17 protein-coding genes are annotated in these 15,923 nt (G+C 67.8%); 4 read left to right on the top strand and 13 right to left on the bottom strand.

Annotation, left to right across the window (positions count from 1 at the left end; all coding sequences use genetic code 11):
* Positions 1 to 1,116 (top strand): alanine dehydrogenase, encoded by a 1,116-nt coding sequence (ald, locus tag ACLBYA_RS16260; RefSeq protein WP_447710458.1) that lies wholly within the window; start codon positions 1 to 3, stop codon positions 1,114 to 1,116.
* A gap of 22 nt (positions 1,117 to 1,138) precedes the next feature.
* Here the strand turns inward: ald and ACLBYA_RS16255 are convergent, their stop codons facing one another.
* The 7 genes from ACLBYA_RS16255 to ACLBYA_RS16225 all read right to left on the bottom strand — a co-directional run bounded on the left by ACLBYA_RS16255 (position 1,139) and on the right by ACLBYA_RS16225 (position 8,659).
* Positions 1,139 to 1,933, bottom strand: coding sequence for a VOC family protein (locus ACLBYA_RS16255; protein WP_447710457.1), 795 nt, complete (start codon positions 1,931 to 1,933; stop codon positions 1,139 to 1,141).
* A 61-nt stretch (positions 1,934 to 1,994) separates the two neighbouring features.
* Positions 1,995 to 2,897: a class A beta-lactamase gene (gene bla, locus ACLBYA_RS16250; RefSeq protein WP_447710661.1), complete on the bottom strand. Its 903-nt coding sequence runs from the start codon at positions 2,895 to 2,897 to the stop codon at positions 1,995 to 1,997.
* 14 nt (positions 2,898 to 2,911) lie between these two features.
* Positions 2,912 to 4,198 carry a M16 family metallopeptidase gene (locus ACLBYA_RS16245; RefSeq protein ID WP_447710456.1) on the bottom strand — a complete coding sequence of 429 codons (1,287 nt, stop codon included), beginning with the start codon at positions 4,196 to 4,198 and terminating at the stop codon, positions 2,912 to 2,914.
* Positions 4,199 to 4,302: 104 nt separating this feature from the next.
* On the bottom strand, positions 4,303 to 6,546 hold the full coding sequence (locus ACLBYA_RS16240; protein ID WP_447710455.1) for a polyribonucleotide nucleotidyltransferase: 2,244 nt from the start codon (positions 6,544 to 6,546) through the stop codon (positions 4,303 to 4,305).
* Between the two features lie 226 nt (positions 6,547 to 6,772).
* Positions 6,773 to 7,282 (bottom strand): LppU family putative lipoprotein, encoded by a 510-nt coding sequence (gene lppU / locus ACLBYA_RS16235; protein WP_447710454.1) that lies wholly within the window; start codon positions 7,280 to 7,282, stop codon positions 6,773 to 6,775.
* A gap of 8 nt (positions 7,283 to 7,290) precedes the next feature.
* Complete coding sequence (gene rpsO, locus ACLBYA_RS16230) at positions 7,291 to 7,560, bottom strand: 30S ribosomal protein S15 (RefSeq protein WP_030135021.1); 270 nt, start codon at positions 7,558 to 7,560, stop codon at positions 7,291 to 7,293.
* A gap of 97 nt (positions 7,561 to 7,657) precedes the next feature.
* Positions 7,658 to 8,659, bottom strand: a complete 1,002-nt coding sequence (locus ACLBYA_RS16225; protein WP_447710453.1) for a bifunctional riboflavin kinase/FAD synthetase — start codon at positions 8,657 to 8,659, stop codon at positions 7,658 to 7,660.
* Between the two features lie 44 nt (positions 8,660 to 8,703).
* On the opposite strand from ACLBYA_RS16225, the gene mntR reads away from it, so the two are divergent.
* Entirely contained in the window at positions 8,704 to 9,441 is a 738-nt protein-coding gene (gene mntR, locus ACLBYA_RS16220) for a manganese-binding transcriptional regulator MntR (RefSeq protein WP_447710452.1), read from the top strand.
* On the opposite strand, the gene ACLBYA_RS16215 is transcribed toward mntR, so the two are convergent.
* From ACLBYA_RS16215 to ACLBYA_RS16200, 4 genes are all read right to left on the bottom strand, one after another.
* Complete coding sequence (locus ACLBYA_RS16215; protein WP_447710451.1) at positions 9,438 to 10,058, bottom strand: type II toxin-antitoxin system Rv0910 family toxin; 621 nt, start codon at positions 10,056 to 10,058, stop codon at positions 9,438 to 9,440. The two genes, mntR and ACLBYA_RS16215, sit on opposite strands and share 4 nt — an antisense overlap.
* A gap of 146 nt (positions 10,059 to 10,204) precedes the next feature.
* A complete protein-coding gene (gene truB, locus ACLBYA_RS16210) occupies positions 10,205 to 11,092 on the bottom strand; it encodes a tRNA pseudouridine(55) synthase TruB (protein ID WP_447710450.1) in 888 nt (295 codons plus the stop codon).
* Positions 11,089 to 11,748, bottom strand: a complete 660-nt coding sequence (pptT, locus tag ACLBYA_RS16205) for a 4'-phosphopantetheinyl transferase PptT (RefSeq protein WP_447710449.1) — start codon at positions 11,746 to 11,748, stop codon at positions 11,089 to 11,091. Before pptT ends, truB begins: the two co-directional genes overlap by 4 nt.
* On the bottom strand, positions 11,749 to 12,726 hold the full coding sequence (locus tag ACLBYA_RS16200; protein WP_447710448.1) for a metallophosphoesterase family protein: 978 nt from the start codon (positions 12,724 to 12,726) through the stop codon (positions 11,749 to 11,751).
* 131 nt (positions 12,727 to 12,857) lie between these two features.
* On the opposite strand from ACLBYA_RS16200, the gene ACLBYA_RS16195 reads away from it, so the two are divergent.
* Both ACLBYA_RS16195 and ACLBYA_RS16190 read left to right on the top strand, forming a co-directional pair.
* Positions 12,858 to 13,430, top strand: coding sequence for a DUF3558 domain-containing protein (locus ACLBYA_RS16195; protein ID WP_447710447.1), 573 nt, complete (start codon positions 12,858 to 12,860; stop codon positions 13,428 to 13,430).
* A 22-nt stretch (positions 13,431 to 13,452) separates the two neighbouring features.
* A complete protein-coding gene (locus ACLBYA_RS16190; RefSeq protein ID WP_447710446.1) occupies positions 13,453 to 15,099 on the top strand; it encodes a CocE/NonD family hydrolase in 1,647 nt (548 codons plus the stop codon).
* On the opposite strand, the gene ACLBYA_RS16185 is transcribed toward ACLBYA_RS16190, so the two are convergent.
* Positions 15,088 to 15,636: a DUF1802 family protein gene (locus ACLBYA_RS16185; protein ID WP_447710445.1), complete on the bottom strand. Its 549-nt coding sequence runs from the start codon at positions 15,634 to 15,636 to the stop codon at positions 15,088 to 15,090. The genes ACLBYA_RS16190 and ACLBYA_RS16185 overlap by 12 nt on opposite strands.
* A complete protein-coding gene (locus ACLBYA_RS16180) occupies positions 15,633 to 15,896 on the bottom strand; it encodes a DUF2277 domain-containing protein (protein ID WP_447710444.1) in 264 nt (87 codons plus the stop codon). The genes ACLBYA_RS16185 and ACLBYA_RS16180 overlap by 4 nt, the downstream gene beginning before the upstream one ends.
* Positions 15,897 to 15,923: the final 27 nt, after the last annotated feature.

Raw genomic sequence — 15,923 nt, 5'->3', positions numbered from 1 at the left:
ATGCTCGTCGGCATCCCGACCGAGATCAAGAACAACGAGTTCCGCGTCGCCATCACCCCCGCGGGCGTGGCCGAGCTGACCCGTCGCGGTCACGATGTGATCATCCAGGCCGGTGCCGGCGAGGGCTCGGCCATCACCGACAACGACTTCAAGGCCGCCGGCGCGCAGATCGTCGAGACCGCCGTGCAGGTGTGGGCCGACGCCGAACTGCTGCTCAAGGTCAAGGAACCGATCGAGGCCGAGTACGCGCTGATGCGCAAGGGTCAGACCTTGTTCACCTACCTGCACCTGGCCGCGTCCAAGCCGTGCACCGACGCGCTGCTCGCCTCCGGCACCACTTCCATCGCCTACGAGACGGTGCAGACCGCTGACGGCGCCCTGCCGCTGCTGGCCCCGATGAGCGAGGTCGCCGGCCGGCTGTCCGCCCAGGTCGGCGCCTACCACCTGATGAAGGCCCACGGCGGCCGCGGCGTCCTGATGGGCGGTGTCCCCGGCGTCGCACCCGCCGAGGTCGTCGTCATCGGCGGCGGTGTGTCCGGCTTCAACGCCGCACGGGTGGCCGCCGGCATGGGCGCCCACGTCACCGTGTTCGACCTCAATGTGAACACGCTGCGCCGCGTCGACGGCGAGTTCGGTGGCCGCATCGAGACCCGGTACTCGTCGAGCCTGGAACTGGAAGAGGCCGTCAAGAAGGCCGATCTGGTCATCGGCGCCGTCCTGGTGCCGGGCGCCAAGGCGCCCAAGCTGGTCTCCAATTCCACTGTCGCGCACATGAAGTCCGGCTCGGTGCTGGTCGACATCGCGATCGACCAGGGCGGCTGCTTCGAGGATTCGCGGCCCACCACCCACGACGATCCAACCTTCGCCGTGCATGACACCGTGTTCTACTGCGTGGCCAACATGCCCGGCGCGGTGCCGCGCACCTCGACGTTCGCGCTCACCAACGCCACCATGCCCTTCGTCCTCAAGCTGGCCGACAAGGGCTGGCAGGACGCCTGCCGCACCGACGCGGCGCTGGCCAAGGGCCTGTCCACCCACGATGGTGCCCTGCTGTCCGAGCAGGTCGCCGCCGATCTGGAACTGCCGTTCACCGATCCCGCGGCACTACTGGCCTGATCCATCCGCCGGCCGGTATGTCCTACATTCCGGCCGGCGGATGGCCCAGACAGATCAGCGCGCCCATCGGGTCCTGGATCACCGCCAGCGTCCCGTACGGAGTCTCCTCCCCCGGCATCGGACTGCTGGCCCCCAGTGATTCGGCCAACGCCACGGTCGCCGCGACATCGTCGACGGTGATGTAGACCTGCCAGAACGACGGCACCTCGGCCGGGAACAAGGTGGCGGAATCCATGATGCCGCAGTACGCACTGTCCCCGACGAACACCTGCGAATAGCGGTCCGGGCCCACCGCCGCGGCATCACCACCGGTGCCGATCTCGTCCAACCGGGCACCGATCACCTGCGGGTAGAACGCCCGCGACTTCTCGTAGTCCTTGCTCTGGCATTCGAACCAGTACGGTGCGCCGTGCTCCCCCCATTCGGTGAACCCGACGTGCGACTGCGGCTGCCAGAAACCGACGACCGCACCGGCGGTGTCGACGATCACCGCCATACTGCCCATGTCCCCGACCGGCATCGGCGGCACCATGACCGTCCCGCCCGCCGCCTCGACGGCCGTCATGGTGGCCCCGGCATCCGCGGTGTGCAGGTACACCGACCAGATATCGGCAGGACCGTCACCCATGTGCGGGGCCAGCCCGGCCACCCGCTTACCGTTGCAGGTGAAATTCTGGTAGCCGCCGAACTCAGGTTGCGGCGGTCCCTCGACCTCCCACCCGAAGATCGCGTGGTAGAACTCGGCGGCCCGCGCCGGATCGCTGCTCATCAGGTCGAACCAGATCGGTGCCCCCACGGGCGCGGCGTACTCGGACATCGGAGTTCCTCTCGTCGACACGGTCACCAGATAAGACGGCGCGGCCGAGGAAAACTCATCGCTAGTGCGCGCCGAGCAGATGCGGGAGCACCAGCGCGGCGACCTCGCCGATCATCGGCCGCAGACCCGGCGCCTCCGGATCGGCCGACTGCGTGCGCGTCATGATCGACAGCAGCACCCGGGTGCCGCCCGGACCGTAGGCGATCCCGACATCGTTGGTGGTGGCGTAGTCACCGCTGCCGGTCTTGTCGGCGGTGGTCCAGTCCGGCGGCAGGCCGGCCCGCATGCTGGAGGTCTGATTTGCCCGCATCCACCCGTCCAGCAGATCACGCTGCGCGGGCGGTAAGGCGTCGCCGGCCAGCAGGTTGCGGTAGCCGCTGCCCAAGGCTTCCGGTGTGCTGGTATCGCGGGGATCCCCCGGAATGGCCGAATTGAGTTCCAGCTCCCAGCGATCCAACCGGGTCGCGGTATCACCGATGCTGCGGGCGAAATCGGTGATGGCCCGCGGACCGCCGAGGGTGGCCAGCAGCAGGTTGGCCGCGAGGTTGTCGCTGCGCTGCAGCGCGGCCTGGCTCAGCTCTGCGAGCGTCATCTGACCGCCGGCCCGCTCCTCGGTCACCGGCGAGTTGGCGATGATGCCGGCCGGATCCACGAAAACCGGCTTCTCCAGCGATAATTCACCCTCGGCGACGCGGCGCAGCACCAGCGCGGCGGCATAGGTCTTGAAGGTAGAGCACAGTGCGAACTGTTCACCGGCGCGGTTGCGCACCGACAGCCCGGAGTCCAGGTTCACCCCGTACACCCCGATGAAGGCATTGTGCCGGGCTTCGAGGTCGCGGATCTGTTCGGGTAGCGACGGCACCGGGGCGGCGAGTGCGGACTCGTCCGCACAGCCGGCTGCCGCGGCCACCGTTACCAGCGTCAATCCTCCGATGAAGAGATCTCGTCGTGACAGGCGCATCAACCGACTGTAACCCACTACCCCGCGATATCCCGAAGTCGCTGCGGCAGCGACCTTTTCGATTTGTAGGGGCCCAGCACAGCGGCACCCAGCGGCCTGGCCAGCAAACGTCGCGCCACGGCGTTCACCTCGTCCAGGGTCACCGCGTCGATCTGGGCGAGGGTTTGCTTGATGGTGCGGTGCTTGCCGAAGTTCAGTTCGCTGCGCCCGATCCGGTGCATCCGCGAGCTGGAGTCCTCCAGACCCAGCACCAGCCCACCGCGCAGCGAGCCCTTCGCGATCCGGTACTCGGATTCGGTGATACCGTCGCGGGCCACATCGGCCAGCACATCGGTGGCCACCCGCACCACCTCGTCGAACCGCTCGGGCAGACACGCCGCGTACACCGAGAAGGCACCGGAGTCCGAGAAGGTGTCGGTACTCGAATACACCGAGTAGGCCAATCCCCGGGTTTCCCGGATCTGTTGGAACAGGCGCGAACTCAGACCGCCACCCAGGGCGTTGTTGAGCACCGACAGCGCCCAGCGATGCTCGGAGTAGCGCCCGAAGCTGCGCACCCCGGCCAGCAGGTGGCTCTGCTCGCCATCCCGGCTGACCATTTGCAACGACGGCTTACCCGGCACTCGGCCGGTGCCCTTGCGGTGCGGTGCGGCCTTGCGGCCCCGGACCAGCCGGGGGCCGAAATGATGCCGCGCCAGGGCGACGACCTCGGCATGGTCGACATTGCCTGCCACCGCCAGCACCATCCGGTCCGGTGTGTAGCGCCGGGTATGGAAGGAATGCAGCTGCGCGCGGGTCATCGCCTCGATGGACTCGGTGCTGCCGATCACCGGCCGCCCGACCGGATGCGAGCCGAACATCGCGGTCAGGAAGACGTCACCGAGGGTGTCCTCGGGGTCGTCGTCGCGCATCGCGATCTCTTCCAGCACCACATCGCGCTCGACCTCGACATCCTCGGCAGCACACCGCCCGTTGAGCACCACATCGGCGACCAGGTCCACCGCAAGCTCCAGATCGGAGTCCAGCACGTGGGCGTAGTAGCAGGTGTGTTCCCGTGCGGTGAACGCATTGAGTTCACCGCCGACGGCGTCGACGGCCTGCGCGATCTGCACCGCCGACCGTGTCGGCGTCGATTTGAACAGCAGATGCTCCAGGAAGTGCGCCGCGCCGGCCACCGAGGCGCCCTCGTCGCGGGACCCGACGCCCACCCAGACACCCACCGATGCCGAATGCACCGACGGGATGTGTTCAGTGACCACCCGGAGCCCCCCGGGCAGGTCCGTGCGGCGCGTGGCCGTCGCCATGGGCGCTCCTCTCTGCGGCGACCCATGTTGCCGTACCCAGGGTCGGTGCGCGAAATCGACGAATGCCCGGCACCACGTGGGTGCCGGGCATCCGATCGGTTGAACTAGGCCTCTGCGCCGGCAGGCACGGGCTGTTCGGCAGGTGCCTCGGCGTTGTCCTCGTCGACCAGGACCAGCGAGATCTTGCCGCGGTTGTCGATATCGGCGATCTCGACGCGCAGCTTGTCACCCACCTTGGCCACATCCTCGACCTTGTTGATGCGCTTGCCACGGCCCAGCTTGCTGATGTGCACCAGGCCGTCGCGGCCCGGCAGCAGCGAGACGAAGGCACCGAAGTCGGTGGTCTTCACCACGGTGCCGAGGAACCGCTCGCCGACCTTGGGCAGCTGCGGGTTGGCGATCGCGTTGATCTTGTCGATCGCCGCCTGGGCGGCCTCGCCATTGCTGGCGCCGACGAACACGGTGCCGTCGTCCTCGATGGAGATCGACGCGCCGGTCTCCTCGGTGATCGAGTTGATCATCTTGCCCTTGGGCCCGATGACCTCACCGATCTTGTCCACCGGGACCTTGATGGTGGTGATACGCGGCGCGTACGGGCTCATCTCGTCCGGGGTGTCGATGGCCTCGGCCATCACCTCGAGGATGGTCAGGCGCGCGTCCTTGGCCTGGCTCAGGGCACCGGCTAGCACCTGCGAGGGGATGCCGTCGAGCTTGGTGTCCAGCTGCAGGGCGGTGACGAACTCCTTGGTGCCCGCGCACTTGAAGTCCATGTCGCCGAAGGCATCCTCAGCGCCCAGGATGTCGGTGAGGGTCACGAAACGGGTCTCGCCGTCGACCTGATCGGAGACCAGGCCCATCGCGATACCGGCGACCGGGGCCTTGAGCGGCACACCGGCGTTCAGCAGCGACAGGGTCGAGGCACAGACCGAGCCCATCGAAGTGGAACCGTTGGAGCCCAACGCTTCCGAGACCTGGCGGATGGCGTACGGGAACTCCTCGACGCTCGGCAGCACCGGCACCAGGGCACGCTCGGCCAGCGCGCCGTGGCCGATCTCGCGGCGCTTGGGCGAGCCGACGCGGCCGGTCTCGCCGGTGGAGAACGGCGGGAAGTTGTAGTGGTGCATGTAGCGCTTGCTGGTCTCGGGTCCCAGCGAGTCGATCTGCTGGGCCATCTTGACCATGTCGAGGGTGGTGACACCCATGATCTGGGTCTCGCCGCGCTCGAACAGCGCGCTGCCGTGCGCCCGCGGGATGATCGCGACCTCAGCGGACAGTGCGCGGATATCGGTGACACCACGGCCGTCGATGCGGAAGTGGTCGGTCAGGATGCGCTGGCGCACAAGCTTCTTGGTCAGCGACCGGTAGGCGGCGCCGATCTCCTTCTCACGGCCCTCGAACTGGCCGGCCAGGCGCTCGAGCACCTCACCCTTGATCTCGTCGGTGCGATCGTCACGCTCGGCCTTACCGGCGATGGTCAACGCCTGCGACAGCGCGTCGGTGGCCACCGCGGCGACCTGCTCGTAGACATCGGCCTGGTAATCCGGGAACAACGGGTACTCGACGGTCGCCTTACCGGCGGCGGCGTGCAGCTCCTCCTGGGCGGTGCACAGCGCGGCGATGAACGGCTTGGCAGCCTCCAGGCCTTCGGCCACGACGGTTTCGGTGGGAGCCACGGCCCCACCGGCGACCAGTTCGATGACCTTCTCGGTGGCCTCGGCCTCGACCATCATGATGGCGACGTCAGCCGAGTCGTCCTGGCCGACCTTGCGGCCGGCGACAACCATGTCGAAGACGGCGTCCTCGAGCTGCTCGACGGTCGGGAAGGCGACCCACTGGCCGTTGATCAACGCAACCCGCACGCCACCGACCGGGCCGGAGAACGGCAGGCCGGAGATCTGGGTGGACGCCGAGGCGGCGTTGATCGCCAGCACGTCGTACAGATCCTTGGGATCCAGGCTCAGCACGGTGACCACGACCTGGATCTCGTTGCGCAGGCCGGACACGAAGGTCGGGCGCAGCGGCCGGTCGATCAGGCGGCAGGTCAGGATCGCGTCGGTGGAGGGCCGGCCCTCACGACGGAAGAACGAGCCGGGGATGCGGCCCGCGGCGTACATCCGCTCCTCGACGTCGATGGTCAGCGGGAAGAAGTCGAAGTGATCCTTCGGGGACTTGCTGGCAGTCGTCGCGCTCAGCAGCATCGTCTCTTCGTCGAGGTAGGCCACGACGGAACCGGCGGCCTGCTGGGCCAGTCGGCCGGTCTCGAAGCGGATGGTGCGGGTGCCGAAGCTCCCGTTGTCGATGACGGCGGTGGATTCGAACACGCCTTCGTCGGTTTGAACTGCAGACATACGCAGCCTTTCTGGGTATTCAGCTGTTTTGCGCGCACACGCGCCAGCATTTCCCTGAACTCGGCTACGGCCGTCGATCGAAGCGGCCGGGGTTTCGTTTACCCCGGCAGCCACTACCGAAGACCGCCCGATCAGGCGAGCACTGCTGTGACGCGCAGGGACGGTGCGCGCGGATCTGCGCGAACCGCACCTTCTCGTTCCGGACCGAAGTGGGCCCAAAACAACTTCATGTTACACCGGCGTCTCCTGACGACCGCCCACCCACGTCGTCCACGCACACGGTGAACTCACGCTGGTCGTAGGCATAGCCGATACCGCTGCGGCACTGGTCGACATTGGCCACACCCGACAGGATCTCGGTTGCCCGCTGCCGGTGCGGTTGAGCGGTATCGGCACAGTCGACGCGCAACGGGTCACGCCCGTTGTCCGGGTCGACACCCATGCACTGCCCCACCACCCAGTCGACATCCATGCACACCGTGGTGCTGGTGTCACTGAACGTGCTGTGCGTGGAGTAATACGAGTCGACGTCCATCGGGCAGTCCTCGCTGGAACTGCCGGTGCCGATCACCTTGAACGTTGAGTCCGGGCTGCCGCAGGTCGCCTTGACCGCGTCGGGCCGATCCGGTGTGCCGACCACCTTGAGGCAGTCGCCGACCTGAAAGGCAGCGGCGGCGGCCGATGAGCAGCCGGTGAGTCCCCCCGAAACACAAATGGCGGCCACCAGGGCCGCCATCCGCAGTGTCAGCGACGCAGACCGAGGCGCTCGATCAGCGACCGGTAACGCTCGACGTCGACCTGTGCGACGTACTTGAGCAACCGGCGCCGACGACCGACCAGCAGCAGCAGCCCCCGCCGCGAGTGGTGATCATGCTTGTGCTGCTTGAGGTGTTCGGTCAGATCCTGAATCCGCTTGGTCAGCAGTGCGACCTGGGCCTCCGGCGAGCCGGTATCGGTGTCATGCAGACCGTACTGGCCGAGGATTTCCTTCTTCTGTTCGGCAGTGAGCGCCACGAAACAACTCCATCAAAAAGGTCCGCGAGGAACATCTGGGGCGCGGCCGCCGCGAACTGCAGCACGCGCTGGGTCGGGACGAGATACTAACAGGACCTCACTGCGAACCGAGAATCGAGCGGGCGCGGCCGACATCACCCTGCATGGCGACCACCAGGTCGTCCACCGAGTCGAACTTCTCCTGCCCGCGGATGCGCGCCACGAAGTCGACCGCGACATGCTGGCCGTACAGGTCGGCCTCGGTGTCCAGGACGAAGGCCTCGACGGTGCGGGTGCGCCCGGAGAAGGTGGGGTTGGTCCCGACCGAGACGGCCGCCTGGTAACGCTCGCCCGGCGTGACGGTGCCGACCACCGGGCCGTGCCCCAGCACGGTGAACCAGGCCGCGTACACGCCGTCGGCCGGAATGGCCGAATGCATCGGCGGGGCGACGTTGGCCGTCGGGAAGCCGAGTACCCGGCCCCGTCCGTCACCGCGCACCACCACCCCTTCGACCCGGTGCGGGCGACCCAGCGCCTCGGCAGCGGCCACCACGTCACCGGCATCCACACAGGAGCGGATATAGGTGGACGAGAACGTGACGGTCTCATCGCGATTGATGCCGGCGGAGCCGGCGGCGCCAGAAACCTCGGATACCAACGACATTCCCTCGACCGCGAACCCGAACCGCTCGCCGGCCTTGCGCAGCAGCGACACGTTGCCCGCGGCCTTCTTGCCGAAGGTGAAGTTCTCCCCCACCACGACCTCCACCACGTGCAGGCTCTCCACGAGCAGTTCGTGGATGTAGCGCTCGGGGGTGAGTTTCATGAAATCGGCGGTGAACGGCATGACCAGGAAGACGTCGATACCGGTCTCCTCGGCCAGTTCGGCGCGCCGGGCCAGCGTGGTCAGCTGGGCCGGATGACTGCCCGGGAACACCACTTCCATCGGATGTGGGTCGAAGGTCATCAGCACCGTCGGTACTCCGCGGGAGCGTCCCGACTTCACCGCGTGACTGATCAATTCGGCGTGCCCGCGGTGTACACCGTCGAACACGCCGATCGTCAGGACGCACCGACCCCAATCCGTGGGGATGTCCTCTCGGCCCCTCCACCGCTGCACAGCAGTCAGCCTACGGCCCGTGCGCCTCGCCGTCTGCGTGCGGGATGCACGGATCAGGCAAAGATTGCCTAAACTCACTAGTCGTGAGTCCGAACAGCAACCCACAAGACTTGACGACGGTTGCCCAGGACTATCTGAAGGTGATCTGGACGGCGCAGGAATGGTCGCCGGACAAGGTCAGCACCAAGCTGCTGGCCGAACGCATCGGCGTGTCGGCGAGCACCGCGTCCGAATCCATCCGCAAGCTCGCCGATCAGGGTCTGGTCGACCACGCCAAGTACGGTGCGGTGACCCTCACCGAGGCGGGCCGCCAGGCCGCGCTGGCCATGGTGCGCCGGCACCGGTTGATGGAGACGTTCCTGGTCCGTGAACTGGGCTACGGCTGGGATGAGGTGCACGACGAGGCCGAGATCCTGGAGCACGCGGTATCGGACCGGATGCTCGACCGCATCGACGCCAAACTCGGATTCCCGACCCGCGACCCGCACGGCGACCCGATCCCGGCACCCGACGGCCGAGTGCCGACACCGCCCGCCCGCCAGTTGTCCACCTGCTCCGACGGCGAGGACGGCACCGTGGCGCGCATCTCGGATGCCGACCCGGAGATGCTGCGGTATTTCGACAGTGTCGGCATCTCGCTGGACTCACGGCTGCGGGTGGTGACCCGCCGTGATTTCGCCGGAATGATCTCGGTGGCCGTGCAGAGCCCGGCCGACCCCGAGCAGCCGGCAGCCACCGTGGACCTGGGCAGCCCTGCGGCCGAAGCGATCTGGGTTGTCTAACGCACCGCGCGCAACGGGGTGGTCCCGACGCGGGGACGGGTGACGGTCTTGCGCTCCGGCGCCGAGTGCACAAGCCTCAGGGCCGGACGGGCGGGCCGCTCACGCACGGTGATGGCCAGATCCTCCAGCAGCGCGATGCTGCGCTCGAGCTGATCGGCGCCGTCCTGCTCGATGGCACCGGTGATCGTGTCGTTGAGCAGGTCACCGGCGATCTCGGAGGTGACGGTCAGCTTGGACCCCTCCTCGGTCGCGCTGACCCAGAAGGTCAACCGGGTGCGCATACCGGCCTCGCCGGCACCGATGAGGACCAGCGTCCCGGGCGCGATGGCCGACTCGACCGTCCACTCCACGGTGTTGGACACCCCGAGCATCAGGGTCTCGGCGGTCATCCGGGCGCCGGGCACGAACTGCGCCCGCGGTTGCGCGACCCAGCGCTGGTGCACGGTCAGCCAATCCGACCAGGTGCGCGGATCGGCCAGCACCGTCCACAGCGCGTCGGGCGCGACGAGAAGGTCGGCGTGCCGGGTCACACGGGCCACCGCCGCAGCGCGACTGTGGGCCCAGCCCGGCTGGTAGGTGAACAGCGGGTGGTCGCAAACCGGTGCATGCTCGCTCATACAAGTTCCAACGCCCGCCGACGCCGGATAGTTCGCCAGAAACCTGGGATTTGGCTAATAAAAACCGGTCGTTATTAGGGAAAACCTGAAGATTGATTAGCCATGCTTCTCAGCGGGCATCCCCTACCCATGCTTCGGGTTCGGCCCTACAGCGTCGCCGGCCGCAGCACCACCACACCCTTGGTGCGGGTGCGCCCGTCCTCCAGCAGCGCCATCACCCGTCCGTCCGGGGCGACGGCGGCGTAGATGCCCTCGATCCCGGCCGGTTCCAGCGCACGGCCGTGGCTGGTGTCCACTGCCTGCGCCTCGGTGAGATCGCGGCGGGCGAACCCGAGCAGGCAGGCCCGGTCCAGGTCGTAGGACAACTCGGCGGCCTCGGCGAGATCATCCAGGGTGCGGGCCTCGTCCAGGCCGTAGCGGCCCACCTTGGTGCGTCGCAGCGCCGTCAGGTGCCCGCCGACGGCCAGGGTCGCGCCGACATCACGGGCCAGCGCCCGGATATAGGTGCCCGAGGAGCAGTCCACCTCGACATCGACATCGGTGAACTCACCGTCGCGACGAATCGCGGTCACCTCGAACCGCCCGATGCGCACCGGCCGGGCCGCCAGCTCGACGGTCTGCCCATCCCGGGCCAGCTTGTAGGCGCGCTGGCCGTCCACCTTGATGGCGCTCACCGCCGAGGGCACCTGCTCGATGTCCCCGCGCAGCGGCGCGATCGCGGCCTCGATCTGCGCCGCGTCCAGGTGTCCGGCCGGGATGGTCGCCAGCACCTCGCCCTCGGCGTCCTCGGTGGAGGTGCTCTGTCCCAGCCGGATGGTCGCGGCGTAGGACTTGTCGGTGCCGGTGATCAGGCCGAGCAATTTGGTGGCCCGCTCGATGCCGATGACCAGGACGCCGGTGGCCATCGGGTCCAGCGTGCCGGCATGGCCCACCTTGCGGGTGCCGAACAGCCGCCGGCAGCGGCCGACGACATCGTGGCTGGTCATACCGCCGGGCTTGTCGACGATCACCAGCCCGGGTGCCGGCGCCGTCACAGCGTGATCGCCGTCAGCGCAATACCTTCGGCGACCGACCACCGACCCGACAGTGATGTCAGCGGTGGGCCGTGCTCGGCGGCCGGGTCGATCAGGATGCGCGACCGGAAGTTGCCGGTGCTGCCCGAGCCGTCCACCGTGAAGCTGATGTGGGCGTCCTCGAATCCCAACCAGCGATGGGTCAGCGGGAACCACGCCTTGTAGGTGGCTTCCTTGGCGCAGAACAGGATTCGGTCCCAGTGCAGTCCGGCCGGCAACGCGGCGAGGTCGAGGCGCTCGGCGGGCAGGCTGATCGCGTCCAACACTCCCCTGGGCAGCACATCGTGTGGCTCGGCGTCGATGCCGACGGAGCGGACCTCCCCCGCCCGGCCGACCACCGCACCGCGGAAGCCGTCGCAGTGGGTCAGGCTGCCGACCACCCCGGCCGGCCAGCACGGTTCGCCCTTGTCCCCCTTGAGGATCGGCACCGGGTCGACACCGATCTCACCGAGGGCAATCCGGGCGCAATGGCGCACCGTGACGAACTCGTTGCGCCGCTTGGCCACCGAGCGCGCCACCAGGGGCTCCTCCTCGGGAAAAGGGGACAGGTCCGGCGGATCGTCGTAGAGCTCGGCGGTGTGGACCAGTCCCGGGACCACGGCCGGTAACAACGGCATCTACAGACCTCTCCGCGACTTGATCCGGTCCTGCATCTTCTGCGCGTTCTCGCGCATCTCCTCGGTGATCTCGAAGTGCCCACCGAAGTCGTTGAGGTAGCCGGGCGCATACTTGGGGTCCGGCAGGATCTGTCGCAGCCAGCGATAAGGCTTGCGGCGCCGCCACTCTCGCGGGTAGCCGACCGACACCTCCTCGTGACGCACCCCGTCATACCAGGTGGTCCGCGGGATGTGCAGATGCCCGTACACCGAGCAGATGGCGTTGTACCGGGTGTGCCAGTCCTTGGTCGCGGTGGTGCCGCACCACAGCGAGAACTCCGGATAGAACATCGCGTCACAGGGTTCGCGGACCAGAGGGAAGTGGTTCACCAGGACGGTCGGGTTGATCCAGTCGTCGAGGTCCTCAAGCCGCTTGCGGGTCTGGGCCACCCGGTCGCGGCACCAGGCATCGCGGGTGGCATACGGCTCGGACGACAGCAGATACTCGTCGGTGCCGACGATATTGCGCTCCTTGGCCAGGGCGAGCCCCTCGGCCTTGGTGGCGGTGCCCTCGGGCAGGAACGAGTAGTCGTAGAGCAGGAACATCGGCACGATCGTGGCCGGGCCGCCCTGCTCGTTCCAGACCGGATACGGATGTTCGGGCGTGATGATCCCCATCTGGTCGCACATGTCGACCAGGTAGTCGTAGCGGGCCCGGCCGAAGATCTGCATGGGGTCGCGGGTGGTGGTCCACAGCTCGTGGTTGCCGGGCACCCAGATCACCTTGGCGAAGCGTTTGCGCAGGAGGTCCAACGCCCAGCGGATCTCGTCGGTGCGTTCCCCGACGTCGCCGGCGACGATCAGCCAGTCGTCCGGGCTGGACGGGTAGAGCGATTCGGTGACCGGCTTGTTGCCGGTGTGGCCGGTGTGTAGGTCGCTGATCGCCCACAACACCGGTTGTCGTTGTTCACGTGATGGCTTCGAGACAGGGGACGACACAACGGTCCAGCCTACTTGGGCACCGACCGCGCCGGGATGCCCGAACCCGGGCAACTAGAACGTGTTCTCGTTTAGACTCCCGGCAGGGTTCGGTTCGGCCCGTGGGTCCGATGAGGAAGCATGGAGGTGTGATGGGCGCCAAACTGCGGCTGCTGTCCGCGCTGGGAGCGTTCGTCGCGGCGGTGATCGTGGTGTGGCAGACCAATCCCGCCGGCGCCCCGGTGCAGGTGAACACCGCCGATCTGCCGATGACCAACGTCTCGACCACCATCAAGTGGCCGGTCATCGAGACCACCGACCCGCGGCCGTTCGATCCGTGCGAGGACATTCCGCTCGATGCCGTGCAACGAATCGGGCTGGCCTTCACACCACCACTGCCCGAGGACGGGCTGCGATGCAAGTACGACGCCGGCAACTACCAGATCGCGGTCGAGGCGTTCGTGTGGCGGACCTATGAGGCCACCCTGCCCGCCGACGCCGTCGAACTCGACATCGCCGGGCACCGCGCGGCACAGTTCTGGGTGATGAAGCCCACCGACTGGAACGACCGCTGGTGGGTCACCTGCATGATCGCCTTCAAGACCAGCTACGGCGTGCTGCAGCAGTCGATGTTCTATTCGCCCATCCACTCCCCGGACCGCCCCGACTGCCTGCAGGTCAACCTGCAGCGCGCACACGAATTGGCGCCGTACTACAAGTTCTGATCGGCCACGTACGGTTGATTAGGTGAGCTCACGACCGTCCCGTCATGTCCGGCAGACCCTGAGCCGGGCGCTGCGCCTGCCCGCCCCCACCACCGATTTCGTCGTGCACAAGCGGGTGCCGATCCCCATGAGCGACGGGGTTGATCTGCTGGCGGACCGCTACGAACCGCTGACCTCGGCACCGGCGGGCACCCTGCTGGTGCGGGCACCTTACGGGCGCCGGTTCCCGTTCACGGTGCTGTTCGGCAGCGTCTACGCCACCCGTGGTTATCATGTGATATTCCAAAGCGTGCGGGGCACATTCGGCTCCGGCGGCCAGTTCACTCCGATGGTCAACGAGATCGCCGACGGCGCCGACACAGTCGACTGGTTACGCGACCAGCCCTGGTTCACCGGGTCGTTCGCAACCGTCGGCCTGTCGTATCTGGGCTTCACGCAATGGGCGTTGCTGACCGATCCACCGCCGGAACTGGCAGCCGCGGTGATCACCGTGGGACCCCATGATTTCGCCCAATCCTCCTGGGGCACCGGCGCATTCTCGCTCAACGACTTTCTGGGCTGGAGCGATATGGTCGCCCATCAGGAAGACCGCGGTATCCCCCGGGCGCTGGTGCGCCAGGCCACCGCGGGCCGCCGGGTCGGTGCGGCGGCGCTGAACCTGCCACTGGGCGAAGGCGGCCGTGAGTTCCTCGGCGACGGCGCGCAGTGGTACGAATCCTGGCTGCAACCACCCGAGGAGAATCCGGCGCACTGGGACCGTCTCGGCGCGACCGAAGCACTGGATCGGGTCCAGGTGCCTGTCCTGCTGCTCAGCGGCTGGCAGGACCTGTTCCTGGAACAGACGTTGGCACAGTATCGGCATCTGCGCGGCCGTGGTGTCGAGACCGCGTTGACGGTCGGATCGTGGACCCACTCCCAGATGGTGACACGCGGCGGGCCGACCGTGCTGCGTGAGACGCTGGACTGGCTGGACAGCCACCTCGGCGGGGCGACGCCGCAGCGGCCAGCGCCGGTGCGGATCCACGTGCACAATGCGTCCGGCGACGGTTGGGTGCAACTGCCGGACTGGCCGCCCACGACCGGCACCCGGGTGCTCTATCCGTGCGCCGACGGCACGCTGGCGGATGCCCCGGTCGACGGGGAATCCGGTTTCACCTATCGGCCCGCGCATCCCACCCCGACCCTCGGCGGCCGGTTGCTGTCCTCGCGTGGCGGCTACCGCGACGATTCGGCGCTGGCCGAACGAGCCGATGTGCTGGCCTTCACCGGCGCGCCGTTGCCCGCCGACCTCTATACGGTCGGCTCCCCGGTGATAGAACTGGCACACCACGCCGACAACCCACATCATGATGTGTTCGTTCGGGTCAGCGAGGTGGACGCAGCCGGGCGTTCCCATAACGTCACCGACGGATTCCGAAGGTACGCAGTTGATTCCGAGGACGGACCGATCCGCATCGAACTGGATGCCGTCGCACATCGGTTCGCGGCCGGGTCACGGATCCGGGTACTGGTGGCCGGCGGTTCGCACCCGCGATACGCCCGCAACATGGGCACCGGGGAACCGGCAGTGTCCGGCACCACGATGCGCTCGGTCCACCACACCATCACCCACGGCGAGCGGACCCGGCTGGTTCTGCCCGCCGATCCGCGCCCGCCGTCAGCCCACTGAGCTGCGCACCCGCGCCGTGATCTCGGCGAGGGTGTCGGCGTCGTGCACGGGCGCAACACAGGCCGGGGCCGGCACCGGCAGCTGCACCCAGCTGTTACACCCGCGGTAGTCCGGAATGCGCTGCAGGCGTATAGGTTCGACCAGCGCCCGGGGCGCCACCACCAGCACGGTCAGCCGGTGCCGCGGTCGGAAGTCCAACCGGTCCGCGCGCACCGATTCGGCGGTCCAGATGTGCAGATCGGCGAGCTCGTCGATCCGCTCGGGCTGGTTTACCTCCACCGCGGCCACCACTTTGGCGCCGGCGCGTAACAGCACCGAGTCCTCGGTACTGTCCGCCGAACCCGCCAGGGTGTCGCGGTGTTCGGGGCGGACCCGCTCGGCGTGACTGTGTGCCACGGTCGGGAACAGCAGAAAATCCGCGGCGTCCAGAGCGAACCGTTTCTCGTGGATACCGCCCTTGCGCAACAGCACGGTCTGTCGGCCGTCGAGCAGGGCGTGCACCGCCGCGCCCCATTCCTTGAGCGCGGGGGTGCTCACAGACCGAGCCGGGCGCGTACCTCGGCGCGGCGCAGCGGCGGCACCGTCTTGGGTGGCTGACGCCGCGGCGGCAGCTGAGACAGCAGCCGTTCGGTCGTGGCGGTGACCTCGGCGATGGCCGCCTCGAACGTGTCGACATTGGCGGCGGTGGGGCGGGTGACCCCGCTGATCTTGCGGATGTACTGGCGGGCGGCGGCCTCGATCTCCTCAGATGTGGCCGCGGGTTCCAGTCCGCGCAACTCGGTGATGTTTCGGCACATGACCTCCACGATAGGCGCTTGACACCT

It is taken from the genome of Mycobacterium sp. C31M (genome assembly GCF_053345865.1).
Note: the sequence above shows the minus strand (reverse complement) of the source record. Positions and strands in the feature narration are given on the sequence as shown.